Origin of the sequence: Kitasatospora sp. NPDC096077, from assembly GCF_040303245.1 — a bacterium.
Classification (GTDB): Bacteria; Actinomycetota; Actinomycetes; order Streptomycetales; family Streptomycetaceae; genus Kitasatospora.
On record NZ_JBEOSV010000057.1, the window covers coordinates 8,995 to 33,490 of the forward strand.

Genomic DNA, 24,496 nt, shown 5'->3' on the forward strand with positions numbered 1-24,496 from the left:
AGTGGGAAGTCGGCCGGGCCGACTTCCCACTCCGAAGCTCCCGAGGACGAGCGGTGGCGGCCTCAGCCGCCCTTGCCGACGGTCTGGGTGAGCCAGGTGAACACGGACGGCACCAGCGGCTGCCAGGTGGAGGTCAGGTGCGGGCCGTTGACCTCCACCGGGGTGACGGTGGTCGGCGCCTTGGCGTTCTTCTGCAGCGCGAGCGCGTCCTCGTAGCCGTCGCCCTTCTTGCCGGTGGCGTACAGCGCGACGTTCGGCGGCGTCTGGGCGTGCTGGAGCAGGTAGACCGGGTTGGAGACCTCGCGCAGGTGCGGGTCCTTGGCGGTGAGCGAATCGGACTCGCCCATCGGGTCGTTGTACCCGGAGAGGCTGACCCCCGCGTGGTACCGGTTGGGGTGCCCCAGCGCCAGCCGCACCGCGCAGTGCGCGCCCGCCGAGTAGCCGGCCACCGCCCACCGCTCCGGACCGGGCTCGGCCCGGAAGTTGTCCAGCACCATCTGCGGCACGTCGCGGGCCAGCCAGGTCTCGGCGTTGACCTTGCCCGGCACGTCCGCGCAGCCGGTGTCGGTGTGCCCGCCGAGCAGCACGACCCGCGGCGAGACCAGGATGAACGGCGCGACCTGACCGGACTTCATCAGCGGCGCCAACTGCTTGGAGACGTTCATGCTGCCGAACCAGGCGCTGGACGAGCCGGGGAAGCCCGCGAGCAGCTCGACCACCGGGAACTTCTTGTCCTTGTAGGCCGGGTCGTCGTACTGCGGCGGCGTCCAGACCAGCACCTCGCCGTCCACGCCGGAGACCCGCCCCTTCAGCTGGGTCGTCTTCACGTCCTTCGGTACCGCGCTGTCGTCCACCGGCCCGAACTGCTGCGTCACCTTGGGCTGTTCGGGCCCGTTCGCGGCCGCCGTCGCATCCGCCGGGGGCGGGACGGGCACGGCACGGACGTGGCTGCCGGTGCCGAGCAGGTCGTCCCAACCGCTGTACAGCTGGTTGTCGTTGTTGACCACGACGAACACCAGCGTCACCGCCGTGACCTGCGCGAAGAGCACCATCAGGAGCCGGGAGCCGAAGCGCAGGGCCTGTGGCCCGCGCACCCGGTTCCAGAGGTACATCAGCAGGGCCACGGAGAGCGGGAGGAGGAGCAGCGAGAGGACGAAGAACGGGGTGCCGGTCAGCTTCACACCAGCTGAAACGGGTGTGCACGGGTGTTCGGTTGCACTCGGGGCGGGACGAGTGGGGCACAGGAAGTCGGACGGGCCGACTTCCCGCGTCGCGAGCCCGTCAATGCCCGGGGGACGCGCCCTCGGGCGGGCGACGCTCGGCGGTGCGTGGACGCACAGCCGGTATCTGTTGGCGCATGATCACCTCACGTGGGTGGCTCCGTGCCGCCACCGCCGCCCTGAGCGCCGCCGCCGTCCTCACCCCCGCCGCCGCACCCGCCGCCGCGGCGGGCCGGGCGCCCGCCGACTTCGGCAACTGCGGCATCGAGACCGGGTACGTCTGGGCCGACCACACCCCCGTCAACGGCCTGCTGGCCGAGGGCGGTTGCCTCGCTCCGGGCGGCCAGGTCCTCAACGAGGACGGCTGGACCGCCAACCTGAAGTACCAGTCGGACGGCAACCTGGTGCTCTACCGCTGGGACGGGCAGGCCCTGTGGGCCAGCAACACCGCCGGCCAGCCCGCCTTCCGCGCGAGCATGCAGAACGACGGCAACTTCGTGCTCTACCACCCGGACGGTTCGCCGTACTGGGCCACCGGTACGGACCGCTGCCGGGCGTCGTACGAGATCAACCAGCTGCACGTGCAGAGCGACTGGAACGTGGTGATCTACCGCTACGAGCGCGGCACGGACAACCACCAGGCCATCTGGGACATCCGGGGCTCCGCGCACTGCTAGGCGGCGCCTTCGGTCGTGATCAAGCGGTGAATACGCGTCCTAGCGGGTCGGGAAGGGCGTCGGGGTCCCGGTCGGACCGGACCCGCCGAACGTCATCGGGGTCGCCGTCGGGCCGGAGGTCGGAGCGGCGGCGGCCGTCGGGCCGGAGGTCGGGGCCGTCGTCGGGTCGTAGCCGGAAACCGACGTCGGCGCAGAGGTCGGGGCGGTCGTCGGGCCGGACGTCGCCGTCGGAGCGGACGTGCCGGACGGACCGGACGGACCGGACGTGCCGTTGTGCGTCGGCGTGGTCGGCGCGCCTGATCCGCCGGGGGTCCCCGAAGCCCCCGGAGTCCCCGGCGTCCCCGGCCAGGCCCCGGGGGTGCCGCCGGACGTCGGGACGTCCGTGGGGAAGTCCGTCGGTCCCCCCGTCGGACCGGACGTGGGACCGGAGCTGGGCGTGGACGTGGGGGTGGAGGCCGGGCGGTTGCCGTGGTGCTCCTGGGCGGCGAGGGCGACGGGCAGCCCCACGCAGACCCCCGCGAGCAGCAGGAGCGAGCCGCCGGCCATCAGCGCCGCCCGGGCCCGGCGCCGGGCCCGCAGCAGGGCCTGCAGGCGCTCGTGGTGGTGGGGGCCGAAGGGGACGTGTTCCTGGGTGTCGCGCATCATGCGGGCCAGCTCCTGTTCGAAATCATCCATGGGTTCCTCCCTCACCTCGCCGACTCGCTGGCCTCGGTCAGAGCCTCCCGCAGCTTCGCCACCCCGCGCGACGTCAGGGAGCGGGCGGTGCCCACCGGGCAGCCCATCACCTCGGCGACCTGCCCCTCCGGCAGGTCCTGGTAGTAGCGCAGGACGACCGCGGCCCGCTGGCGGGCCGGCAGGAGCGCGAGCGCGGCCTCCAGCCGGGTGCGTTCCTCCACGACGGCGGCCAGGTCCTGGCTGCCGGGCGTCTCGGGCAGCTCCTCGGTGGGACGCTCGCCCCACCAGCGCCGGCGGGCCGAGCGGGCCGCCGCACGGACCAGAATCTGCCGCAGGTAGGCCTCGGGGGCCTGGCCCGCGACCTTCGGCCAGGCGGACCACAGCTTGAGGAGCCCCTCCTGCAGCAAGTCCTCGGCCCGGTGCCGGTCCCCGCCGGTGAGCAGGCGCGCGAGGTGGAACAGCGCCGACCAGCGGGCCTCGACGAACTCATCGAAACCGTCCGCTCGCGACTGCCTCATCCAGCACCACCTTTCCGTCCTCCGAACGCCTGCACCTGTGGAAAGACGTTGGAGCCCGGCCCGCTATGCACCTCCGACCTGTGAACTGGGTCACGGCGCGGTCGCCGAGCGGTGGCGACGGGCCCGGCACGGACGGTCGGACGTGACGGGCGGGGTGCTCTTTCCGCGAGCCGGAGGTCGTTCTGCGGGCCCATGTCGATGCCTGGCTCGGCCGACTGAGCGGCCTGGACCTCGCGGACCACGACGGCTGGGCGGCCTACCTCTCGGCGGCGCTGTACTTCCTCGGCCATGCGGAGGCCCTCGCCGGCATGGGCCTGATGATCGACAGCCCGAGCGCCTGCTGCCGAGTGGCGCCCCGGCTCTCGCTGCCACCGCCGGCCGGTGGTGCCGGGCCCGGCACCACGAGGTCAGCCCGAGGAGCCGATCCGTTCGGCCAGGGCGACGATGATCCCCGCGGGGCCACGGAGGTTGCAGAGCCGGTAGGCGTCCCCGTACCGCGCCACCCCGCCGAGGAGTTCGGCCCCGTGGCGGCGCAGGCGGGCGATCGTGTCGTCGATGTCGTCGACGGCGAACATCACCCGGTGCAGGCCCAGGGTGTTGGGCGGCGGGTCGGCCGGGGCAGGGGTGATTGCCTCGGGGGCCTGGAACTCGCTCAGCTCCAGCTTGCCGTGGCCGTCCGGGGTGCGCAGCATCGCGATCGCGCTGCGGGCCCCGTCGAGGCCGATCATCTCGTCCACCCAGGGGCCCTCGACCTGCGTCTCGCCCTCCAGCTCCATGCCGAGCTCGGTGAAGAAGGCGACGGCGGCCGCCAGGTCGTCGACGACGATGCCTACGTTGTCCATCCGCTGGATCGCCATGGGGGGCTCCTTCTGCGTCGCGGTCCGATCCGGTTACTGCTACACCCGGGACGGAGCCGGCGCCGGGTTCTCGACGTCCGGGAGTGTCAGGGCCGCCGGTCAGTCGTAGAAGAACTGGCGGAGGTCCTCGACCGAGCCGGGGCCGAAGAGGAAGGCCTCCGCCTTGACGACCTCGGCGACCGGCGGCGGTCCGGCCGTGGGGAGGGCGTCGCGCCAGAGCTCGCCCTGCTCGCCGACCGCGTAGATGCCGGAGAGCAGAACCGCCATCCCGGCGGGCCGGGGCGGGGCCGCGCCGGTGACGGGCGTCAGCTCCCAGCCGCCGGCCCGGGCGGCGAGCCGCAGCACCGCGGCCCAGCGGACGATCCGGGCGAGCCGGGCCCGCCAGGGGAGTTCACCGGGCGAGGGCGGGCAGCCGACGGTCGCGGCGGCGATGTCGTCGATCGTCCGGCGCTCGGCGTCGGTGCGGATCCACCGGCCTTCCTGGGAATCCTCGATGGCCGCGTCCCACCACTCCCAGGCACTGTCGAGGCGGCGGGTGAACTCGTCCATGGGGCGAGGGTTTCACACCGGCGAGCGCAGGTGGAGGCGGGTGGCGGGCCAGGGGGCGTTGCGGCCGGCGGCCTCGCGGTAGGCGATGCGCTGGACGGAGAAGAGGAGGCGGTGGAGGTCGAGGGCGGCGTCGGAGCTGTCGGCGGCGAAGCCCAGGCGGAAGAGGAAGGCTTCGAGTTCGGGCCAGTCGAAGTCGTCGGGGACGGGCGGGGTGACGGGGGTGGGGGTGAGGGAGTTGAAGGCGGCGGCCACCGCGTACTGGGTGGCCGCGAGGGCGTTCTTGAGGGCGGGGTCGAGCATCTCAGGGCTCCTTGTCGTCGGCCTTTGCAACGTTGAGCGCGGTGATGACGCCCAGGGCGACGGTGGCGAACGCCAGGGCGAGGAGGACGAGGAAGGCGACGGCGATCAGGAACCGCACGGGTGCTCGCGGTCTCGGTCGGCGTCAAGGAGGAGGGTCAGGAGGTTCAACAAGGTCGAGGCCGGAGCCGTGTTGAAGCGGACCAGGACGCGGCCGTCGAGGGTCTTGTCGGTGGTGGCGGAGGGGAAGATCAGGCCGAACTTGCGTCCGCGCTCGTGGAGTTCGGCGAGGAGGGTGCGGATGTGCTCGTCGGTGTAGGCCCGGACCCGGGGGTCGGTGGGCTGCATGGGCTGGCGGTGGGGACGGTTCACGCGTGGGGCTCCATCTCGAACCAGACGACCTTGCCGTGCTTGCGGGGGTCGACGCCGAAGCGGTGGGTCAGGGCGCGGACGAGGTGGAGGCCCCGGCCGGAGGTGGCGAACGGGTCGGCGGGGAGGCGGGGTTCTGGCGGGAACACGGGACTGTCGTCGCAGACCAGGACGCGGAGGCGGGCTGGGGAGAGGGAGAAGGTGCAGAGCGGCGCCGGGCTGGCGGCGTGCTCCCAGGCGTTGACGACGAGTTCGTGGAGGGCGAAGTCGGCGTCGGAGATGAGGGAGGGCGGCCACCCGGCGGAGGCAAGGAGGTCGGAGAGCTCGGAACGAGCGGGGGACCAGTCGGGAGGGGTGAAGGCACACATGAGAAACCCCAGTTGGGAGAAGAGGAGGGGATTCGGCGAAGGCGCAGACACTGACGCCCCGTCGTGTGATCGGTGCAACACTGAGAGTAAGGCAGGCAGTTTCAAACCTGCAACACTCTCGCCGAGCATCACCCATGTGGGTGGCTCCTCGCGGTCTCGGGGAGAGAGACTGCGCACAACACGGAGGGAAGAGGATCCTTGGCACTCAGGACCGAAATCAGCGAGCGGCAGCGCCGCTTCGGCGTCGAGCTGAGGCGCCTGCGCGAGGCTGCCGGCTTCGCCCTCAAGGATGCCGGCGCTCTCATCGACATGGGAGCGCCGCAGCTGAGCCACATCGAGGCCAGCCGAACAGGCTTGGATCCTGCGCGCCTCACCAGCCTGCTGACTCACTACGGCTGTACGGATGAGACCTACATGGCCGAACTGCACGAGCTCGGCGCCAGCGACGGCAAAGGCTGGTGGACCACCTTCAAGGGTCAGATCACGCCCAGGGCCCTCGATCTGGCCGAAACCGAAGCGCGAGCAGCCGCTCTGGACAACTATGAAACCTTCTACATCCCCGGCTATCTGCAGCTGCCTGCCTACACCGAGGCGATGTTTGAGGACGCATATCAGGAGCGGAGCCAAGCGACAGAGGCTGCGGTTCAGTTCCGCGCCGAGCGTCAGAGAATCCTGACCGACGAGTGCCAGAGGCAGTTCCGGTTCGTCATCCATGAGGCTGCCCTACTCATGCACTTTCCTGGCAAGGCAGTGATGCGAGCCCAACTGAAGCACCTGCTTGCCGCTTCGGAGCTTCCCAACGTCACTATCCAGGTACTGCCGTTCACGGTGCCGAAGAAGCCACCTCGCGCGAACTCATTTCTGGTCTGCGCTCCTGGCTCAGCTGCGCTCTCGACGGTCATCCTGGATGGACCAACTCACGCCGAGTACCTCGTTGATCAGCCGTCGATCGCCAGCTACCGCGATCGCTTCGAGCAGTTGAGTGAGATTGCTCTACCCGCCATCACCGGCGATAGGTCGATGCAGGATGATTCACGGGACTCATGGGGGTTGATCCAACACCTTCTGTACCTACTGCAGGATTGAAAGGCGCACGATGTCCGAACTCCGCTGGCATAAGTCGTCGTTCAGCGACACGGACGATGGCAGCCACTGTGTAGAACTGGCTCTCGGTGCAGGCGATCTCCGCCACATCCGCGAATCCGACGACCCAACCCTCATCATCACCACCTCAGCCACTAAACTCCGCGGCTTCCTCCTCGGCGCCAAGGCCGGCGAGTTCGACCACCTCGCCTGAACCAGCCTTCCCCTCCCGCCCGCTCGTTGGCCCCCAACGAGCGGGCGGGGTCACTTCACCTACCCCCGCGACGCCCCCCTTGCGCCCATCAGCCGCCAGCGCGATAGTCGTGCAACTGAGAGCAATCAGCCCGGCACAGGGAGAGGTCATGAGGCTTCGTTTCCTGGGGATCATCCCGAACACTCCCGTTGACGACTCGCCGACGATCTGGCTGGACGAGGACAGCGGGGATCTGCTGATCCAGTCCTACACAGCCACAGAGGAGGAAGTGAAGGCGTGCCAGGCGCTCGGGTCGATCCCCGGCCACAGCACGGACGTCCCCGATCACGAGACGATCATCCGGCTCCCCGCCGTGATGCGGCGGTTCCTTCCCCAACTGGAGGACGAAACCGGTGAAGTACCCCGTACGTGAGGGCCTGGCCAACGCTCGCCACTCCGCTGTGCACCTGGAGATGCGCGACAGCTACACGCCGGACGATCCGGAGTTCGCCCGCTGGTGCGCCGGCCACCGGTACGCCGGCGACCCGGCCAAACTGCCCGACTGGTGGGGCACCTGGGCCGACCTGGTCGCCGAGACCACCGGGCGCGGCGTGGTCATGCGACGGGCCCGGATCGTCTCGGAGCCGGTGACGGACTACATCCGGTACGAGCACGACCTCACTTTCGCCAACGTCGCCGCAGGCGAACTGGTCCGATGGCTGCCCCGGCGGCGCGCTGCCGACATCGCGCTGCCGGGAACGGATCTCTGGATGTTCGACGGATCGGCCGTGCTGTTCACGTACTTCTCCGGCGTGGGCGAGGTCGTGGACAGGGAGTTGCGCACCGACCAGGCCGCCGTGGACCTGGTCGGCTCCGCTTTCGAGACCGTCTGGGAACGGGCCACGCCGCACGAGGACTACAAGCTGACCTGACCCCTGATGTCCGTCTCGGGATCGTCCCACGTCCAGGCCGCCCGGCGCGTCCTCGCAGATCGCCTTCGGGAGATGTGCAAGGACGCCGGGCTGGACGGCAAGCAGCTTGCGGCGTTGTGCGGCTGGCATCCGTCCAAGGTGTCCCGGATCGCCGGAGCCAAGACCTCGCCGTCCACCGACGACCTGCGCGCATGGTGCCGCGCGTGCGGCAGAGAAGACCAGGAAGCCGACCTGGTGGCCTCCCTTCGAGCTGTGGAAGGCATGTGGGTCGAGTGGCGCCGCATGGAACGCGCGGGGCTGCGAAGGGCGCAGGAAGCCGTACTGCCCCTGTTCGAGCGGACGCGCTGGTTCCGGGCCTACTCGTCGTGGCTCGTTCCCGGGCTCCTCCAGACTCACGGCTACACCGAGGACGTGCTGCGCGCCGTCCAGCTCCGGCGAGTACCGGTCGATGACGTGGCCGATGCCGTGGCCGTCCGGATGGAACGGCAACGCGTGCTCCGCGAGGGGCACCGGCGCTTCGCGTTCCTCCTGGAGGAGTCGGTCCTTCGCAACGGGCTCGGCGACGCCGACACCCAGACCGAGCAGCTCGAGCGGCTGATCACGGCGAGCGCTCTGCCGAACGTCAGCGTCGGGATCGTCCCCACCCGGCTGCACCGCGCACGGATGCCCGTGGAAGGGTTCTGGATCTTCGACACGACCCAGGTGAACGTGGAGCTGGTCTCCGGGCACCTCACCCTGACACAGCCGACCGAAGTGGCGATGTACGCCGACACGTTCGCCGTACTGGCCGACCTGGCGGTGTACGGCTCCAAGGCTCGCGGGTTGATCGCGGCCGCGATTGCTTCGATCGGGTGATGCCGTGCAATCCCGCAGAATCGCCTGGATCCCAACTCACTTTCCTCCCTAGCGTGTTGCCATCGATTCCAGCGACTCCGAGGGAGTGGCCGACCATGGGCAAGCACGGTGATGGCAAGAGCGGCGAATCCGGGGACAAGAAGCAGTCCCCGAAGGAGTCGGACGGCCAGTGGACCAAGCCCGTTACCAACCCGCCCAAGAAGTGAGCCCGAACTGATGGACCAGTACCCGCAGTTGCTCGCGACTCTCACCGAGTCCGGCGCGCTGGGCACGGAGTGGCGGGGCGCCTTCGAGCGCGCCCCGCGCTCTGCCTTCGTGCCGGACGACATCTGGGTCGAAGACAGCGAGGCCCCCAACGGGTACCGCTTGCTCAGCAAGAACACTGACCCGGTCGGCTGGTGGGCGGAGGTCGACTCCGGCCGACAGGTCGTCACCCAGCTCGACGACGGCCGGACGGACGGGCCCGGCATCGCCACCTCGTCCGGGTCCATGCCGTCCCTGGTCGCGTCCATGCTCCGCCACCTGACCGTCGCGGACGGCAACACAGTGCTCGACATCGGCACCGGTACCGGCTGGACAAGTGCCCTGCTGTGCAGCCGACTCGGCGACGACGCCGTGACCACGATCGAGGTCGACCCGACAGTGGCCGCCGCTGCCGGGGAGCGCCTCGCAGAACTCGGCCTGGCACCCCGCCGGGTCGTCGGAGACGGCCTGCTCGGCCATCCGGCCGGTGGGCCCTACGACCGCATCCACTCGACGGCGGCCGTTCAGCGGGTGCCGCTCGCGTGGGTCGAACAGACCCGCCCGGGCGGCATCATCGTGACCCCCTGGGGCACCCCGTACGCCAACGCCGGGCTGCTGCGGCTGGAGGTCGGCGAGCCGGGGCAGGAATCACACGGGCGATTCGTGGGCGACGTCTCGTTCATGTGGATGCGGGCCCAGCGCCCCCATCCGGTCGCGACTCCGGACCAACCGCCGGACCACCGGGGCCCGTCCGCGCTCGACCCCGACCTGGCGGAGGAGAACGTCCACGCGGCGTTCGCCATCGGCCTGCGGGTGCCGGGCGTCCGGACCCTGCACAGCTGGCAGGCGGCCGACCCGCCCGGCACCCACCGCTTCCACCTCTCGGACGACGCAGGCTCCTGGGCCTCCGCACGCTTCCATGACTGGGACGGCGCCGACGCCGTCCACCAGACCGGCCCGCGCCGCCTGTGGGACGAGGTGGTGGCCGCGCACCGGACCTGGCTGGAGGACGGCAGGCCGGAACTGACCCGCTTCGGGCTGACCGTCACGGCCTCCGGCGATCAGCTCGTCTGGCTCGACGAACCCGGACACCGCGGCTTCCCCCTCGGGGCCAAGGCCGGCGAGTTCGACCACCTCGCCTGAAACCCCGTCCGGGTCGTTGGCCCGCCGACGACCCGGACGGCCTCGAATCCGCTGGCAGGCCCCCGACACCTCCGCTTGGCTGGCGCTTCCAACAGACCGTCACACCAGGGGGATTCACCATGCGCAAGATGCTGATCGCCGCCGCCGGCGGCCTCGCGCTCGCCGCGACGCTGCTTTTCGCCACCGCGCCGGGCAACGCCGCCCCGGCGCCCACCACCGTGCCGCACACCCAGATCGCCGGGGGCACCGGCGGCGGCTGCTGCTGACGCACCACCCCGAAGCCCAGCCCGCTCGTCAACCTCCGACGAGCGGGCCCGGCTGTCGCCTCAACGTCTTGTTTATCGCTCTCCGCCAGGATCATCCCCGTCACCGGGCGCCCGACCACACTCACGGGCGCCCCCACTTGCGAGAGAGGCAGCACGGGGAACATGAAGACGACGAAGACGATGCGGCACATGGCCATGACGGCGACAGCCGGCATCCTGGCGCTGACCGGGACGATGACGGCGGCGGGGACGGCACAGGCCGACTCGCTCGACCCCGAGCAGCAGCCCCGGATCACCGTGAACGACCCGTTCGTGCTCTACCAGGGCCAGTCCCTCGACACCGGCAAGACCCGGCTGATCCTGCAGAGCGACGGCGACCTCGTCCTCTACCGGACCGACAACCGGTACGAGTGGAAGTGGTCGATGGACACCAAGGGCTGCGGCAACCGGGCGATCCTGCAGGGCGACGGCAACTTCGTCGTCTACGGCAACTACAACAACAACGTCTGCAAGGCCACCAACACCTACAAGGACTCCCCCAACGACCGGGCCACCCTGGAGGTCTGGGGCTACGGCGGCCTCCGGATCAAGTACACCTCCCGGTTCGAGAGCAGCGGGGGCACGGTCGAGCTCAAGAGCACCGACCCGTACTAAACCGCCTCGACCGCCGACGACTCGGGCGGACCGGAATCCATTGACAGTCCTCCGCCACCTCCGCTTAGGTGAGCCCCGAACCGACCACTCACCAGGGGGACTTCACCATGCGCAAGATGCTGATCGCCGCCGTCGGCGGCCTCGCGCTCACCGCCACGCTCCTGTTCGCCACCACGTCCGGCAACGCCACCCCGGCGCCCGCCCCCGTGCCGCACACCCAGATCGCCGGGGGCACCGGCGGCGGCTGCTGCTGACGCGCGACCCGCTCGAACCCGCGACCCCGCCCGCTCGTCGGTCTCCGACGAGCGGGCGGGGTTCGTCGGTTGTGGCGGCCCCACCTGGCGCCTCAACGTCACGTTTATCGCCTGCCTACCACCCTCCGCGATGGTCATCCCCGCCACAGGGCGCCCGAGCACCCGCACGGGCGCGAACGCATGCAAGAAAGGCAGTACGGGGACATGAAGGCGAAGAGGACCATGCGGCACATGGCCATGACGGCAGCGGCCGGACTCCTGGCGCTGACCGGGACGGTGGCGGCGGCGGGGACCGCACAGGCCGACGACGTCCACTCCGGCGACGGCTGGCCCAGGATCAGCCTCGGCGAGGGCGGGTCGCTCTACCGAGGACAGCACCTGGACACCGGCTACACCACGCTGATCCTCCAGACCGACGGCAACCTTGTCGTCTACCGGACCGACCGGAACCCCTCGGAGGTGAAGTTCGCCCAGGGCTTGGGCTGCGGCTACCGGGCGACCATGCAGAGCGATGGGAACTTCGTCCTCTACGGCAGCGACAACCGCATCTGCTGGGCCAGCAACACCTTCAAGTCCTCGGCCTTCCAGCAGGCCACCCTGGTGGTCTACGGCCGGGGCGGAATGGCCGTCAGCTTCACCGGCGGCTTCGAGAGCAGCCAGACCGGCTGGAACACGATCCAGAGCACCGACCCGTACTAGACGCCGAAGAGGGCGGGACGGCCCCCACGGCCGTCTCGCCCGCACTCCCAGCTCGCCGGGGTCACCGGCGGCGGCTGCTGCTGACGTACCACCCGCCGACGCAGAGCCTCCGCCCGGAACGGCGGGGGCGCGCGCTCGATGCACGAGCTTCGTCCGGACCTCACCCGCAGGGGGACATCGGGTATGCGGCCCGAGGCTGCGGGTAGAGCCGCTTCGTCCAGCCGCTTCACCGGAAGGAACAGCCGTGCGCCGTATCGCCGCACTCGCCCTCGGCACCTGCGCCCTGCTCGGGATGCTGACCGTGCCCGCCGCCGCCACTCCGTCCGCTCCGTCCGCCCGCGACGGGGGCGTGGGCTTCTGCACCTCGTGGCAGATCCTGACCGGAACGTGTCCTTACACGAACGGCTAGGACGTCCACCCGCCGACGCCCGGATGAGACCGGGCGTTCAGCAGGGCTCGGCGGTGCGCCCGTTCTTCGTCGACCAGACCGGCCTCCAGTTGTTGTCGCCGGCCGCGTGCCCCGTGTAGAGCACGAAGTCGCCGCCGGTCTGCAGGCGGCCCCCGCACCCCGCCGTCACGTCCATCGCCCGTCTACCGTCCTCCGCCACGATCGTCCCCACCACAGGGCGTCCGTCACTTCCACGGGCGCGAGCACGGGCGAGAGAGGCAGCACGGGGAACATGAAGACGAAGAAGACCCTCCGACACATGGCCATGACGGCGGCGGCCGGACTCCTGGCGCTGACCGGGACGGTGACGGCCGCGGGGACCGCGCACGCGGACATCACCCCGCCCGACCAGGCTCCGCAGATGTCCGTGGACGCCCCCTTCACCCTCCTCCAGAACCAGTACATCGAGACCGGCTCCACCCGGCTGATCCTCCAGAGCGACGGCAACTTCGTCACCTACAAGACCAACAACGGCCAGTACACGGCGGTCTGGGCCGCGCCGAAGACCTGGGGCTGCGGCGTCAAGGCGATCCTGCAGCCCGACGGCAACCTCGTCGTCTACGGCAACAACGCCTACGTCTGCTGGTCCAGCGAGACCAAGCAGTTCAACAACGGGGTCTCCATGAAGCTCTGGGGCTACGGCGGACTCACCCTCTACTTCAGCTCGCCGGCGCGCGGCCTGTCCTGGGCGAAGATCGCCAGCACCGACCCGTACTAACCGACCCGTACGGGACCGCCCCGTACGAAACAGCCCCGTACGAGACCGCTCCACCGCCCGGCCCCGGTCGTCCACCGACCAGGGCCGGGCGGCGGCCGTCCGGCCGGCCCGCGCCTCAATGCGGTGTTTATCGTTTGTCTACAGCCTCGCGCCATGATCATCCCCATCACAGGGCGCCCGTCACTTTCACGGGCGCGAGCACGGGCGAGAGAGGCAGCACGGGGACATGAAGGCGAAGAAGACGATGCGACGCACGGCCATGGCGGCGGCGGCCGGCGCACTGGCGCTGGCCGGAACGGTGGTCTCCGCGGGGACGGCCCAGGCCGACAGCGCGGTGAGCATGAGGGAGCCCGGGATCCTCTACCAGGGCAGCAGCCTCAACACCGACGACACCCGGCTGATCCTGCAGCTCGACGGCAACCTGGTCATCTACCGGAACTACCAGACGCCGAACCCCGTCGCGGTGTGGTCCGCCGCGGGCACCTGGAGCTGCGGCTACAAGGCGATCATGCAGGGCGACGGGAACTTCGTCGTCTACAACGCCTCCAACAAGGTCTGCTGGGCCAGCAACACCTTCAAGTCCGACCCCAACAGCACGGCCTCCCTCGTCGTCTCCGACCACGGCGGCCTCACGGTCCAGTTCTCCTACCCGCCCCGCGCCAGCACCGCGGCCATCACCGTACGCAGCACGGACCTGTACTGACGCCGACGCCGCCGCCGACGCCGCCGCCGGTGCCCGCCTCAGCCGCGCTCCGCGAACCAGCGGACCAGGTCGGCCACCGACCACTGCGGCCGGGCCGCGAGGCGGGTCGCCGCCGTCCGCAGCAGGACCGGCAGGTACCCGCAGAGCGCGGCCAGCTCCGCCACCGCGTCCGGCTCCCGGCGGATGCGCTCCGCGCCCACGATCCGGGCCAGCAACTCGTAGGCGTCGTGCGACTCCAGCGGTCCCACCGCCAGTCGCACGACGCCGCCGGGCAGCACCCCCGGCTCCGCACCGGCCACCACCGCGGCGCAGCCCGGCACCCCCGGGAGCAGCGGAGCCGGGTCGGCCACCCCGTCCAGCACCACCAGGACCCGCCGCCCGGCGAGCAGCTCGCGGAAGCGCCCACCCAGCCGGTCCGCGCCGGCGTCCGGGGCCGGCCGCTCCCCCAGCGCGCGCAGGAACCCGGCCAGCACCGGCCCGGCCTCACCGCCGGCCGCGTACAACTGGCCGTCCGGGAAGGCGTCCTGCACCGCGTGCGCCACGTGCACGGCGAGCGCCGAGGCCCCGCTGCCGGACGGCCCCGACAGGCCCACCACCGGCGCGGCGCCGGAGCGCAGCACCCGCTCCGCCTCCTGCGCCAGCTCCGCCCGGCCGACCAGGTCCCGGATGTCCGGCGGCAGCTGGCAGGGCCGGGGCAGCGCCCGGACCGGCGCCGCCACCGGCTCCCCGGACCGGATCCGCTCCGCCAACTCGGCGACCGCGGCGCCCGGTTCGAGGCCGAGTTCGCGGTCCAGCCGCTCCCGCAGCTCCTCGTACGCCGCCAGCGCCTGCGCCGTCCGGCCGCAGCGGTGCAGGGCCAGCAGGTGCAGCCGGTGCACCTCCTCGTCCTGCGGATGCCCGGCCGCCAGCACCGCCAGCGGCTCCACCGCCTCCGCGTGCCGCCCCAGCGTCACGTCCAGGTCCAGCAGTGCCTTCACCGCCGCGAAGCGGCCGGCCGCCAACCGTTCCCGGGCCCGCTCGGCGAACGCCCCCGGCACACCGTCCAGCGCCCGGTCGCCCGTCCAGGCGTCCAGCGCGCGCCCCAGCAACTCGCGCGCCCGCGACGGCTCCCGGTGACGCAGCGCGACGGCCTCCGCCACCGCGGCCTCGTAGCAGAAGAGGTCCACCGTGTCCCGAGGCACCGCCAGCCGGTACCCGCCCGCCGCCGCCACCAGCAGCTCGGGGGCGCCCAACGCCCGCCGCAGGCGGTGCACATGGGTGCCGATCTGCCCGACCGGATCCTTCGGCCAGCGGTTGTCGTCCTCCCCCCACAGGCCCTCGACCAGCCGGTCCGTCGGCACCAACTGCCCGGGGGCGAGCAGCAACGCGGCCAGCACCGCCCGCTGCTGCGGACGACCGAGCTCGATCTCACCACCGTCGCACCGGGCGCTCAACGGCCCCAGCACGCGGAATTCGAGCCGCACAGCCCACCCCTCGAACACTCGGAATCCGGTCCCCCCGGTGCACAATCTGTGACAGAGCATATGTCGCCGGAAGACAGGGGCGCCGCTGCCGGGACGGAAGTGGCGGGATACCGGCGCAAGGACGACTTTCAGGACGGGACATGACTGACACGGGGGGCGCCGGGCTGCGCTTCGGACTGCTGGGCCCGCTGCGGGCCTGGTACCGCGAACAGGAACTGGAACTGGGCCGGCCGCAGCAGCGCGCCGTGCTCGCCGTACTGCTGGACGCCGCCGGCCGCACCGCCGCCGTCCCGGTGCTGGTCGAGGGGGTGTGGGGCGGAGCCGCGCCCGCCGACCCCCGCAAGGCCGTCCAACTCGCCGTCTCCCGGCTGCGCACCGCGTTCCGCCCCTACGCCGGGGACGACCCGGAGCGGATGCCGCTGGTCCGGGTCGGCGACGGCTACGCGCTGCGGGTGCCCGGGGCCGAGGTCGACGCCCACGCCTGGCAGGCCCTGCTCACCGAGGCCGAGGAACTGCGCCGGACGGACACGCCCGCGCAGGACGTCCGGGAGGTGCTGCTCCGCGCCCAGCGGCTGTGGACCGGCGAACCCCTCGCCGGACTCCCCGGCCCGCACGCCGAGGCCCTCCGCGCCCGGCTCGCCGAACAGCGGATATCGGCCAAGGAAACCCAGCTCGAACTGGACGCCGAACTCGGCGACCGCACCGACCTGACCGCCGAGGCCGCCGCCCTCGCCCTGGAGCACCCCGGCCGCCCCCGGCTCACCGCCGTCCTGATGCACGCCCTCTACCAGGCCGGCCGCAAGGCCGAGGCGCTCGCCGTCTACGAGGACGCCCGCCCCACCCTGCCCGCCGACCAGCCCGGACCCGCCCGGCTCCAGCTGCGCATCCTGCGCGAGGACGCCACCCTGCTGCCGCCCAGGGCCGAACCCGAACCCGCCGCCGACACCTGGCAGGCCCCCGACCAGCTGCCCGGCGGACTGCCCGACTTCACCGGCCGCACCGAGGAACTCGGCGCCCTCGCCGACCAGCTCGGCGGCGCCGGCGGCCGCGCCGTGGTGGTCTCCGCCCTGGACGGCATGGGCGGCGTCGGCAAGACCACCCTCGCCGTGCACCTCGCCCGGCAGGTCCGCGACCGCTTCCCCGACGGACAGCTCTTCGCCGACCTGCGCGGCGCCGACCGCACCCCGACCGACCCCGGCGCCGTGCTGTCCGGCTTCCTGCGCGCCCTCGGCATCGCCCCCGACGAGATCCCGCCGGACACCGGCGAACGCAGCGCCCTCTACCGCTCCGCCCTCGCCGGACGCCGCGTCCTGGTCGTCCTCGACAACGCCGCCACCCCCGAACACGTCGAACCGCTGCTGCCCGGCGCGGCCGGCTGCGCCGTCCTGATCACCAGCCGGCTGCGGCTCACCGGCCTCTCCGGCGCCCACCACCTGCGACTGGACACCCTGCCGCCCGCCGAGGCCCTGGAACTGCTCACCCGGATCGTCGGCGCCGAACGCGTCGCCGCCGAACCGGAGGCCGCCGACGAGGTCGTCCGGGCCTGCGGACTGCTGCCGCTCGCCGTCCGGATCGCCGCCTCCCGGCTCGCCGCCGACCCCGCGCTCACCCTGGCCGGGCTCGCCGAAGGACTCCGCCACGAACACCGCCTCGCCGAACTCAGCGACGGCGAACGGACCGTGGAGGCCACCTTCGCCCTCTCCTACCACCGCCTCGACCCGGAACTCGCCCGCGCCTTCCGGCTGCTCTCCCTCCCCGAGGCCCCCGACCTGCCACTGCCCTGCGCCGCCGCGCTGCTCGGCCGCACCGAGGACGAGGCCGACCGGCTCCTCGAAACCCTCGTCGACCTCAACCTGGTGCACTCCCCCCGGTTCGGCCGCTACGGCTTCCACGACCTCGTCCGCGACTACGCCCGCGGCCGGCTCGCCGCCGAGGAGCACCCCGCCGAACGCACCGCCGCCGCCGACCGGTTCATCGACTTCTGCCTCGCCACCGCCCGCAACGCCGACCGGGCCGCCCGCAAGGCCGAGGACGCCGAGATCAGCCTGCTCGACGCACCCGTCACCGCCACCGGCCGGCGGATCCCGGACGGCGCCGCGGCGGTCCGCTGGATGCGCGACCAGGCCGAGGCCCACGCCGCCGCCATCGCCCTCAGCTGCGCCGACCCGGACCTGCCGCTCGACCGCGCCGCCGAACTCGCCGACCGGATGGGCGCCGTGCTCGCCGAACGCGACCTGACCGGCGTCATCGTCGACCTGGCCGGCCGGCTCGCCGAGGAGGCCGAGGCCCGCGGCGAACGCGGCCCGCTCGCCCTCGCCCGCTACCTGCGCGGCACCATGCTCTGGCACATCAACCGCTACACCGAGTCCGAGGCGGAGATCCGCCGGGCCGTCGACCTGTGCACCGACCCGCGCACCGAACGGGTGCTCGCCAAGGCCCTGATCAACCTCGGCGGCAACGCCCGGATCAACGGCCGCTACGCCGAGGCCGCCGAACACGCCAGCCGCGCCGCCGAGCTGTTCCACCGCCTCGGCGCCCGACGCGCCGAGGGCAGCGCGCTCGGCGAGTTCGCGTTCAGCGCTGCCCAGACCGGACGGCTCACCGAGGCCCGGGACGCCGCCGAACGCAGCGCCGAGCTGATGACCGACTCCGGACCGGTCTCCGCCGCGATCGGCCGCTACTACCTCGCCCGGGTGCTGCGGCTGTGCGGCGACCCGGAGACCGCCCTCGCCCACGCGCTCGGCGCCCGGGAGGAGTTCGCCACCCTCCAGGTCACCGTGTTCGAGGCCGCCGCCGGGGACCTCGCCGCCCGGATCCACGCCGAGGCACGCCGCTGGCTGCTCGCCGCCGACCTCGCCGAGGCCGTCCTGCCGCAGGCCCGGCGCACCAGCGCCGCCCTGGAGGCCGCCCTGCTGCGCACCCTCGGCACCGCGCTCACCGGCCTCGGCCGCCCGCGCCGGGCCCGGGCGCTGCTCACCGAGGCGCTGGAGGTGTACCGGCGGCTCGGGCTCACCGAGGACGCGACCCAGGTCGAGGGGCAGCTCGCCGAACTCGGCTGACCACCGGCTACGCGCGTCAACCGGCGCCTCGGCCGCACGCGTCAACCGGCGCCTCGGTCGCGCGCGTCAACCGGCGCCTCGGTCGCGCGCGTTGACCGGAGGTCCGGCCGCACGCGTTGACCGGCCGTCTACCGCGCTGCGGCAGCGTTCCTCCCGTCCGGCCCCGGACCGCAGCCCCCGCGGCCCGGGGCCGTCCCCGGACGATCCGGGGCCCGAGAGGAGAAGCGCACCCCATGACCACGCTCATCAGCACCGGCCGGGGGCCGGACGCCCCCGCCACCACCGGCGGTCCGGCCACCGACGTCGACCTCCGCACCGAGATGCTGATCTCCGCCAACTTCCGGCGGGTCCACGCCGGCGCCCGGCCGCTGCACCCGGACGCCCGACTGGACCGGGCCGCCCAACGGCACGCCGCCGACCTCGCCGTCCACGACCTCCTCCAGCAGGACGGCACCGACGGCAGCAGCCCGTGGCGCCGGGTCCGCGCGGCCGGCTTCGCCTTCCGCTTCGCCGCCGAACTCGTCGCCCCGGCCGACAGCGTGCCGCAGGCCATGCAGCAGTGGATGCACAGCGACGCGCACCGCGCCGTCCTGCTCGACGGACGCTTCACCCACCTCGGCCTCGGCTACGCGCCCGCCGGCGGCGGCGCCCCGGGGCGCTGCGTGCTGACCCTCGGCCAGGTCTGACCCGGCGGCCCCCCGCACTCCCGGTCGGCGGCTCGGCACGGAGCCGCCGCCCGGGCCTATCCTCACAACCGTGCCCCTGATCAGCCTGCACGACCGCGCCGCACTCGCCGAACGGTTCCGCACCGACCCGGCCCTGCACCTGTTCGAACTCGGCGACCTCGACGACACCCTGTGGCCCAACACCGCCTGGTACACGGCGGATCCCGACCACGGCCCGGTCGCCCTGCTCTACAGCGGCGGCGACACCCCCGTCCTGCTCGCCTTCGTCCGGGAGGCCGGCCGGGCCGCGCTGGCGGAACTGCTGGACGCGATGCGCCCCTTCCTGCCGCGCCGCTTCACCGCCGGCCTCCCGGACGGCGCCGAGCGGGCCCTCGCCCCCGACTACGCCGTCGAGCGCCGCACCCCGCTGCTGCGGATGATCCTGCCGGACACCGGGCGCCTGCCGACCGAACTCCCGCACCAGGTCGGACCCTTGGACCTCTCCGACCTGGACGCCCTGCGGGCCCTGCTGGCCGCGGGCTACCCCGAGTCCTGGTTCGACCGGCGGCTGCTCGCGGCCGGCGGCTACGTCGGCGTCCGGGAGGCGGGCCGGCTGGTGGCCGTCGCCGGGGTGCACGTGCACTCCCCCGCCCACCGGGTCACGGTGCTCGGCAACGTGGTCACCCACCCCGACGCCCGCGGCCGGGGCCTGGCCCGCAGCTGCGTCACCGCGCTGTGCCGCCGGCTCGGCCCGACCACCGACCACCTGGGCCTGCACGTCCGCACCGACAACGCCCCGGCGATCCGGCTCTACGAGCGGCTCGGCTTCAGCACCGTCCTGACGTACAACGAGCTGGTGCTCCGGGCCGTCTGAGGCCGCCCGGGGCCGTCGGAGCACGGCGCCGCACCGCCCCGGTCCCGGCGAACAGAATCGCACGGCGGCCATCGACCCAGGTGGGAGGCGGTTCGGGTACGTGTGATCACGACTCGGCATCCCTTGTCACGGAGTCGCGTGGGACTCGTCACGGCCCGGTCAAGACGGCATCAAAAATCTGGCGTCCCGGTTTCCCACTGCGCTATGAACGTCCCTCAGGAGGACCGCCGCCACGGTGGTCCCAGCAGACACACCTGACGGGGGACGTCACTTGAAGACCATCCGCACCAGCCGCAGCACCATGGCCGTGGCCGGGCTGGCCGTGATCAGCGCGCTCACCATGACCGCCTGCAACGACGACGCCGCGTCGTCGGACACCGCGAAGACCCCGCCGGCCACCCAGCCGCCGGCCGTGTCCTCGGCCGCGCCGAGCACCCCGGCCTCCTCCATCACGGCGGCCGCGCCGACCTCCGCGGCCGACGGCGGGGCGACGGGCGGGGCGACGGGCGGCACCACCGGCGGGGCCCCGGCCCAGTCCGGTCCGACCGCGGCCCCCGGCAGCACGGTGAAGATCGGCACCGCCGCCACCATCCCGTTCAGCTCGGGCAGCACCAAGGGCACCGTCTCGCTCGCGGTCACCTCGATCGACAAGGGCGACCCGGCCGACCTCACCCCGCTGAAGCTGGGCGACAAGGCCGCGGGCATGGTCCCGTACTACGTCAACTTCAAGGTCACCAACACCGGCGGCACCGACCTGTCCTTCGCCAGCCTGACCCAGGTGAAGGGCCTCCTGCCGGACGGCTCGGAGGCCAGCGAGGTGATGCTGATCGGCACCTTCGACAAGTGCCCGCACCCGTCCTTCCCGAAGGGCTTCACCAACGGCCAGTCGATCACCTCCTGCGTGCTGGCCCTGGCCCCGCAGGCGACCAAGGTGACCGGCGCCGAGTACTGGGGCGAGCCGTACACCCTGGGCAAGGGCGTCAACTGGAAGTGACCCGCGCCGGTCGGCGGGCGGGGCGGCCCGGTGCCGTCCCGCCCGTCCGGCCGCCCCGGTCAGCCCGCGGCGGGCGGGCCGTAGATCTTCAGGAAGGCCTCCACGCCCTCCGCCGCGATCCGCCGGACCTCCTCGCCGGCCACCGGCAGGGCGCCCCAGAAGGAGCGTTCGGCCACGCCGTGGAAGGTCAGCAGGGTGAACTGCTCGGCGGCGAGCTCCGGGTCGGCCGCGGCCAGCCGCCCGCTGCCGGTGAGCGCCGCGAAGCGCTCCGCGAGGTCGCGTTGGGAGGCCACCGGACCGGCCTCCAGCCAGGCCTCCAGGACGTCCGCCGGGATGTTGGCCACCTCGGCGCGGATGGCCCGGCCGAGTGCCCCGTGCTCGCCCGCGGAGAGCACCGCCTCGGCCCGCTCGACCGCGAACCCGGCCAGGTCGCGCCGCAGGTCCACCACCCGGTCCAGGTGCTCGGCCATCAACTCACGGATGCGTTCGGTGAGTTCGGCGGAGTTCTGGAGTGCCACCGACAGGAAGAGGGTCTCCTTGTCGGCGAAGTGGTTGTAGACCGTGCGCTTGGACACCCCGGCCTCGGCCGCGATCGCGTCCATGCTGGCCCGGACGTAGCCCTCCCGCCCGAACACCGTGGTCGCGGCCCGGGTGATCGCCTTGCGCTTCTCCGGCCGTCCCGCTCCGCCCGTGGTCGCCACGACCCTCCTCCTTCTCCGTCGGCGGACCCGCCGACCCTCTCAGAAACTGCCCGGTGTAGTGTATGCAGGCCCCGTTCACAAGCGGACTTGCCACCGAACAGGCGTGCTCTATGCTGCGTACGATCTCTACACCTCTGTAGAGCAAATCCGAAAACGTGCCTGCCCCCGAGCAGTAGCGGGAAACCGAGAACGGGAACCGGCCGGCCGAACACCAGCGTCCCGTACTGGCAGCGCCGTCTCCGCTTTCCCACAGCAGGCCGGCGCAGCGCCGAGGTGGCGCGCCTAGCACGGGAACACCCGGGGGTGAGTGAGTGGCGGGGCAGCGAGGTCGGTCGTCCGACCAGGGTTCACGACGGCGGGCGGCGAGCCGGCCCACCGGCCCCGAACGTCCCTTCTCCGGCGGTCCGGCCCTGCCGGCGGTGGTGGCCGTGGGCCTGCCGCTGGTCGGCGCGGTGATCGACGAGCTCTCCGGGCCGGGCATGGGCCTGGCCTTCGCGCTCTGCGCGGCGCTCGGCACCGGCCTGGCGGCCGCGCTCTGCACCCGCCGCGGCTGGTGGTGGGTGGTCGCCGCCTCGCCGCTGGTGGTGCTCGGTGCGACGGCCGTCGTCGAATTCTCGGCGAACACTGAGAAGTACCAGGGCAGCAAACTGGCGACGGGCTCCGCGAAGTGGGTCGTCCAGGGCTTCCCGGTGATGGCGCAGGCCGCCGCGGCGGCGCTGGTGGTGATCGTGGTCCGGGTGATCCGGGACCGGAGGAGGCAGCAGCATGGCTGACGAGCGTGAGCGGCAGGAGGGTGGCCGGGCTTCCGCCCGCAAGGCCGCGGAGGCCCCGGCGGGCCGCCGCAGCTCCCCGCTGCTGATCGCCGGCCGGGTGGTCGCCACCACGGTCGGCTTCGCGGTGTTCGTCTCCAGTGGTGTGGTCTGGTACGAGTACACCTCGCTCACGGACGGGATGACCACGTCCAACGCGATCGCGGAGACCAAGAAGGACGCCCCCAAGCACCTGGACAACTCGGTCAACCTGCTGCTGATCGGCCTGGACAGCCGCAAGAACATGGACGGCTCCGACCTGCCGCCCGAGTTCGTCCAGGACGAACTGCACGCCGGCCACAGCTCGGACATCGGCGGTTACAACACCAACTCCCTGATCCTGCTGCACATACCGGCCAACGGCGGCAAGGTGCAGGCGGTCTCCATCCCCCGCGACGACTACGTCATGACCTACAACGGGGACGGCTCCCAGCAGGGCATGCACAAGATCAAGGAGGCCTACGGCAACGCCAAGGACGCCTTCAACCGCAGTGCCAAGGCCAAGGGCCTCAAGGGCGCGGACCTGGAGAAGGCCGGCCGCGACGCGGGCCGCGCGGCCACCATCCGCACCGTCCAGACCTTCGTGAACCAGCCGGTCGACCACGTGGCCGAGGTCAACCTGATGGGCTTCTACGACATCGCCAAGGCCGTCGAGCCGATCCAGGTCTGCCTGACCCACGACACCAAGGACCCGGCCATGGAGGGCCAGGGCTCCGGCGCCGACTTCAAGAAGGGCATCAACACCCTCAACGCCTCCCAGGCCCTCGCCTTCGTCCGCCAGCGCCACAACCTGGACGGTCCCGACGGGAACAGCGGCGACTTCGCCCGCACCCACCGCCAGCAGGCCTTCATCTCCTCCGTCACGCACAAGCTCAAGCAGGACGGCATGATCAGCGACCTGGGCAAGCTCAAGGACCTGTTCGGGGTCGTCCAGAAGGACCTGGTGATCGACAACGAGTGGAACGTGCTGGACTTCGCCCAGCAGGCCCCCGCGCTCACCGGCGGCAACGTGGAGTTCAACACCCTCCCCGTCGCCGACCTCAGGAAGGTCAACGGCCAGGACGTCAACATCGTCGACACGGGCCAGGTCCAGAAGATCGTCAAGCAGGTCTTCGGCGGCGCCGACGCGGCCCCCGCCCCCGCCGACCCGGGAAGCAGCGCTCAGCCCTCCACGGCAGCCGAGTCGACCCCGGCCCAGGCGCCGACGACACCTCCCGCCAAGGCCGCCTCACCCGCCACCGTGGACGTCTACAACGCCTCCAAGGTCAACGGTGGCGCCGAGACCGAGGCCAAGGCCCTCGTAGCGATGGGCTTCAAGGAGGGCAAGGTCCTCCCCGCGGCCTCCAGGCCGAAGACCACCACCGTGACCTACGGCAGGGGCGCCAAGGACGCCGCCGACCAGATCGCCGCCCGCTACGGCGTCACCGCCACCGAGTCCGTCTCGGCCGGTGCCGACCACGTGGTGGTCACGCTCGGCACCTCCTTCACCGGCTCCACCGGCGACAAGCCCACCACCCCGGCGGCCGGCGCCTCGCAGGCCCCGACCGACCCGACCGCCAACATCGCCAAGCAGGGCCCGAGCGTCGACGCCACCTCCGACGGCGGCATCCCCTGCGTCTACTGACGAGACCCGCACCACACGTGAGGGAGGTCCCCACCGGGGGCCTCCCTCAAGTCTTTCCCAAACTTCCGTCCGCGGCCGACCCGTGCCGACCCCTGGCGAGTTTCTCCGTACTATGTATAGTGTACTTCGTACGGAATAACTGTCCGCAGTGCGCCCCCGCATGTCCGCAGCCGTGTCCGCCGTGCCGAGAGGACCCCTCCATGCAGATCACCAGCACCGCCGTCGCCCTGACCGTCGAGTCCACCGAGGCCTCCGCCGCCTTCCTCCAGCGGCACTTCGGCTACACCGAGCGGATGTCCGCCGACGGCTTCGTCTCGCTCGGCCACCCCGGCGGCGGGGTCGACGTCGTCTACCTGCGGCGCGGACTGGAGGTGCTGCCCGAGGAGCAGCGGGACCGCGTCGCGGACGGGGTGATCCTGGCCTTCACCGTCGAGGACGCGGCCGCCGAGCAGCAGCGGCTGCGCGCCGAGGGGGTCGCGATCACCCTGCCGCTGCGCGAGGAGCCGTGGGGCGAGCGGCTGTTCCAGGTCACCGACCCGAACGGGGTCCTGGTCGAGCTGGTCGAGTGGGTGCAGCAGTAGCTCCC

General features: G+C 72.2%; 33 protein-coding genes. 21 read left to right on the forward strand and 12 right to left on the reverse strand.

The genetic code is table 11. The annotated features are described in order from the left end of the window. Positions 1-62: 62 nt before the first annotated feature. The gene (locus ABTZ03_RS33285) at positions 63-1,181 is read right to left on the reverse strand and encodes an alpha/beta hydrolase (RefSeq protein ID WP_350516877.1); all 1,119 of its coding nucleotides are present in this window, start codon (positions 1,179-1,181) and stop codon (positions 63-65) included. A gap of 176 nt (positions 1,182-1,357) precedes the next feature. Here ABTZ03_RS33285 and ABTZ03_RS33290 point away from each other — a divergent pair, with 176 nt between their 5' ends. Beyond that, on the forward strand, positions 1,358-1,897 hold the full coding sequence (locus ABTZ03_RS33290; protein ID WP_350516878.1) for a hypothetical protein: 540 nt from the start codon (positions 1,358-1,360) through the stop codon (positions 1,895-1,897). Positions 1,898-1,936: 39 nt separating this feature from the next. On the opposite strand, the gene ABTZ03_RS33295 is transcribed toward ABTZ03_RS33290, so the two are convergent. From ABTZ03_RS33295 to ABTZ03_RS33325, 7 genes are all read right to left on the reverse strand, one after another. Continuing rightward, complete coding sequence (locus ABTZ03_RS33295; protein ID WP_350516879.1) at positions 1,937-2,572, reverse strand: hypothetical protein; 636 nt, start codon at positions 2,570-2,572, stop codon at positions 1,937-1,939. Positions 2,573-2,583: 11 nt separating this feature from the next. Next, positions 2,584-3,090, reverse strand: a complete 507-nt coding sequence (locus tag ABTZ03_RS33300) for a SigE family RNA polymerase sigma factor (RefSeq protein ID WP_350516880.1) — start codon at positions 3,088-3,090, stop codon at positions 2,584-2,586. Between the two features lie 407 nt (positions 3,091-3,497). After that, a complete protein-coding gene (locus ABTZ03_RS33305) occupies positions 3,498-3,947 on the reverse strand; it encodes a VOC family protein (protein WP_350516881.1) in 450 nt (149 codons plus the stop codon). Between the two features lie 99 nt (positions 3,948-4,046). Then, positions 4,047-4,496, reverse strand: a complete 450-nt coding sequence (locus ABTZ03_RS33310; RefSeq protein WP_350516882.1) for a hypothetical protein — start codon at positions 4,494-4,496, stop codon at positions 4,047-4,049. A 12-nt stretch (positions 4,497-4,508) separates the two neighbouring features. Then, complete coding sequence (locus tag ABTZ03_RS33315; RefSeq protein WP_350516883.1) at positions 4,509-4,796, reverse strand: hypothetical protein; 288 nt, start codon at positions 4,794-4,796, stop codon at positions 4,509-4,511. Positions 4,797-4,901: 105 nt separating this feature from the next. Beyond that, positions 4,902-5,165, reverse strand: coding sequence for a hypothetical protein (locus ABTZ03_RS33320; RefSeq protein ID WP_350516884.1), 264 nt, complete (start codon positions 5,163-5,165; stop codon positions 4,902-4,904). Next, positions 5,162-5,530, reverse strand: a complete 369-nt coding sequence (locus ABTZ03_RS33325; RefSeq protein ID WP_350516885.1) for an ATP-binding protein — start codon at positions 5,528-5,530, stop codon at positions 5,162-5,164. The genes ABTZ03_RS33320 and ABTZ03_RS33325 overlap by 4 nt, the downstream gene beginning before the upstream one ends. 198 nt (positions 5,531-5,728) lie before the next feature. Here ABTZ03_RS33325 and ABTZ03_RS33330 point away from each other — a divergent pair, with 198 nt between their 5' ends. The 11 genes from ABTZ03_RS33330 to ABTZ03_RS33380 all read left to right on the forward strand — a co-directional run bounded on the left by ABTZ03_RS33330 (position 5,729) and on the right by ABTZ03_RS33380 (position 12,261). Continuing rightward, positions 5,729-6,616 (forward strand): helix-turn-helix domain-containing protein, encoded by an 888-nt coding sequence (locus tag ABTZ03_RS33330; RefSeq protein ID WP_350516886.1) that lies wholly within the window; start codon positions 5,729-5,731, stop codon positions 6,614-6,616. Positions 6,617-6,626: 10 nt separating this feature from the next. Then, positions 6,627-6,827: a DUF397 domain-containing protein gene (locus tag ABTZ03_RS33335; RefSeq protein ID WP_350516887.1), complete on the forward strand. Its 201-nt coding sequence runs from the start codon at positions 6,627-6,629 to the stop codon at positions 6,825-6,827. A gap of 148 nt (positions 6,828-6,975) precedes the next feature. Continuing rightward, positions 6,976-7,239: a hypothetical protein gene (locus tag ABTZ03_RS33340; protein ID WP_350516888.1), complete on the forward strand. Its 264-nt coding sequence runs from the start codon at positions 6,976-6,978 to the stop codon at positions 7,237-7,239. Continuing rightward, complete coding sequence (locus ABTZ03_RS33345) at positions 7,220-7,738, forward strand: DUF6879 family protein (RefSeq protein ID WP_350516889.1); 519 nt, start codon at positions 7,220-7,222, stop codon at positions 7,736-7,738. Before ABTZ03_RS33340 ends, ABTZ03_RS33345 begins: the two co-directional genes overlap by 20 nt. A 6-nt stretch (positions 7,739-7,744) precedes the next feature. Then, positions 7,745-8,593, forward strand: a complete 849-nt coding sequence (locus ABTZ03_RS33350) for a helix-turn-helix domain-containing protein (RefSeq protein WP_350516890.1) — start codon at positions 7,745-7,747, stop codon at positions 8,591-8,593. Between the two features lie 216 nt (positions 8,594-8,809). Beyond that, positions 8,810-9,979, forward strand: a complete 1,170-nt coding sequence (locus tag ABTZ03_RS33355) for a methyltransferase domain-containing protein (protein ID WP_350516891.1) — start codon at positions 8,810-8,812, stop codon at positions 9,977-9,979. 119 nt (positions 9,980-10,098) lie between these two features. Then, positions 10,099-10,245, forward strand: a complete 147-nt coding sequence (locus tag ABTZ03_RS33360) for a hypothetical protein (protein ID WP_350516892.1) — start codon at positions 10,099-10,101, stop codon at positions 10,243-10,245. A gap of 162 nt (positions 10,246-10,407) precedes the next feature. Further along, complete coding sequence (locus tag ABTZ03_RS33365) at positions 10,408-10,899, forward strand: hypothetical protein (RefSeq protein WP_350516893.1); 492 nt, start codon at positions 10,408-10,410, stop codon at positions 10,897-10,899. Positions 10,900-11,006: 107 nt separating this feature from the next. Continuing rightward, a complete protein-coding gene (locus ABTZ03_RS33370; RefSeq protein ID WP_350516894.1) occupies positions 11,007-11,153 on the forward strand; it encodes a hypothetical protein in 147 nt (48 codons plus the stop codon). A gap of 231 nt (positions 11,154-11,384) precedes the next feature. Then, entirely contained in the window at positions 11,385-11,852 is a 468-nt protein-coding gene (locus ABTZ03_RS33375; protein WP_350516895.1) for a hypothetical protein, read from the forward strand. Between the two features lie 244 nt (positions 11,853-12,096). Next, a complete protein-coding gene (locus ABTZ03_RS33380; protein WP_350516896.1) occupies positions 12,097-12,261 on the forward strand; it encodes a hypothetical protein in 165 nt (54 codons plus the stop codon). Between the two features lie 37 nt (positions 12,262-12,298). Here the strand turns inward: ABTZ03_RS33380 and ABTZ03_RS33385 are convergent, their stop codons facing one another. After that, positions 12,299-12,436 carry a hypothetical protein gene (locus tag ABTZ03_RS33385; RefSeq protein ID WP_350516897.1) on the reverse strand — a complete coding sequence of 46 codons (138 nt, stop codon included), beginning with the start codon at positions 12,434-12,436 and terminating at the stop codon, positions 12,299-12,301. Between the two features lie 96 nt (positions 12,437-12,532). Between ABTZ03_RS33385 and ABTZ03_RS33390 the strand changes: the two genes are divergently transcribed. After that, a complete protein-coding gene (locus tag ABTZ03_RS33390; RefSeq protein ID WP_350516898.1) occupies positions 12,533-13,018 on the forward strand; it encodes a hypothetical protein in 486 nt (161 codons plus the stop codon). Between the two features lie 226 nt (positions 13,019-13,244). Continuing rightward, the gene (locus ABTZ03_RS33395) at positions 13,245-13,721 is read left to right on the forward strand and encodes a hypothetical protein (RefSeq protein ID WP_350516899.1); all 477 of its coding nucleotides are present in this window, start codon (positions 13,245-13,247) and stop codon (positions 13,719-13,721) included. Positions 13,722-13,759: 38 nt separating this feature from the next. Here the strand turns inward: ABTZ03_RS33395 and ABTZ03_RS33400 are convergent, their stop codons facing one another. Continuing rightward, complete coding sequence (locus ABTZ03_RS33400; RefSeq protein ID WP_350516900.1) at positions 13,760-15,184, reverse strand: AfsR/SARP family transcriptional regulator; 1,425 nt, start codon at positions 15,182-15,184, stop codon at positions 13,760-13,762. A 140-nt stretch (positions 15,185-15,324) separates the two neighbouring features. On the opposite strand from ABTZ03_RS33400, the gene ABTZ03_RS33405 reads away from it, so the two are divergent. From ABTZ03_RS33405 to ABTZ03_RS33415, 3 genes are all read left to right on the forward strand, one after another. Further along, entirely contained in the window at positions 15,325-18,243 is a 2,919-nt protein-coding gene (locus ABTZ03_RS33405; protein WP_350516901.1) for an AfsR/SARP family transcriptional regulator, read from the forward strand. A gap of 233 nt (positions 18,244-18,476) precedes the next feature. Next, entirely contained in the window at positions 18,477-18,929 is a 453-nt protein-coding gene (locus ABTZ03_RS33410; protein ID WP_350516902.1) for a CAP domain-containing protein, read from the forward strand. A gap of 70 nt (positions 18,930-18,999) precedes the next feature. Further along, positions 19,000-19,782, forward strand: a complete 783-nt coding sequence (locus ABTZ03_RS33415) for a GNAT family N-acetyltransferase (RefSeq protein WP_350516903.1) — start codon at positions 19,000-19,002, stop codon at positions 19,780-19,782. Between the two features lie 267 nt (positions 19,783-20,049). On the opposite strand, the gene ABTZ03_RS33420 is transcribed toward ABTZ03_RS33415, so the two are convergent. After that, a complete protein-coding gene (locus ABTZ03_RS33420) occupies positions 20,050-20,361 on the reverse strand; it encodes a hypothetical protein (protein ID WP_350516904.1) in 312 nt (103 codons plus the stop codon). Here ABTZ03_RS33420 and ABTZ03_RS33425 point away from each other — a divergent pair. Beyond that, complete coding sequence (locus ABTZ03_RS33425; protein WP_350516905.1) at positions 20,348-20,776, forward strand: hypothetical protein; 429 nt, start codon at positions 20,348-20,350, stop codon at positions 20,774-20,776. The genes ABTZ03_RS33420 and ABTZ03_RS33425 overlap by 14 nt on opposite strands. 59 nt (positions 20,777-20,835) lie before the next feature. Here the strand turns inward: ABTZ03_RS33425 and ABTZ03_RS33430 are convergent, their stop codons facing one another. Then, positions 20,836-21,477 (reverse strand): TetR/AcrR family transcriptional regulator, encoded by a 642-nt coding sequence (locus ABTZ03_RS33430; RefSeq protein WP_350516906.1) that lies wholly within the window; start codon positions 21,475-21,477, stop codon positions 20,836-20,838. Positions 21,478-21,896: 419 nt separating this feature from the next. Here ABTZ03_RS33430 and ABTZ03_RS33435 point away from each other — a divergent pair, with 419 nt between their 5' ends. The 3 genes from ABTZ03_RS33435 to ABTZ03_RS33445 all read left to right on the forward strand — a co-directional run bounded on the left by ABTZ03_RS33435 (position 21,897) and on the right by ABTZ03_RS33445 (position 24,491). Next, entirely contained in the window at positions 21,897-22,250 is a 354-nt protein-coding gene (locus ABTZ03_RS33435; protein WP_350516907.1) for a DUF6542 domain-containing protein, read from the forward strand. Further along, positions 22,243-23,910 (forward strand): LCP family protein, encoded by a 1,668-nt coding sequence (locus tag ABTZ03_RS33440; RefSeq protein ID WP_350516908.1) that lies wholly within the window; start codon positions 22,243-22,245, stop codon positions 23,908-23,910. The genes ABTZ03_RS33435 and ABTZ03_RS33440 overlap by 8 nt, the downstream gene beginning before the upstream one ends. Before the next feature lie 200 nt (positions 23,911-24,110). Further along, positions 24,111-24,491 (forward strand): VOC family protein, encoded by a 381-nt coding sequence (locus tag ABTZ03_RS33445; RefSeq protein WP_350516909.1) that lies wholly within the window; start codon positions 24,111-24,113, stop codon positions 24,489-24,491. Positions 24,492-24,496 lie beyond the last annotated feature (5 nt).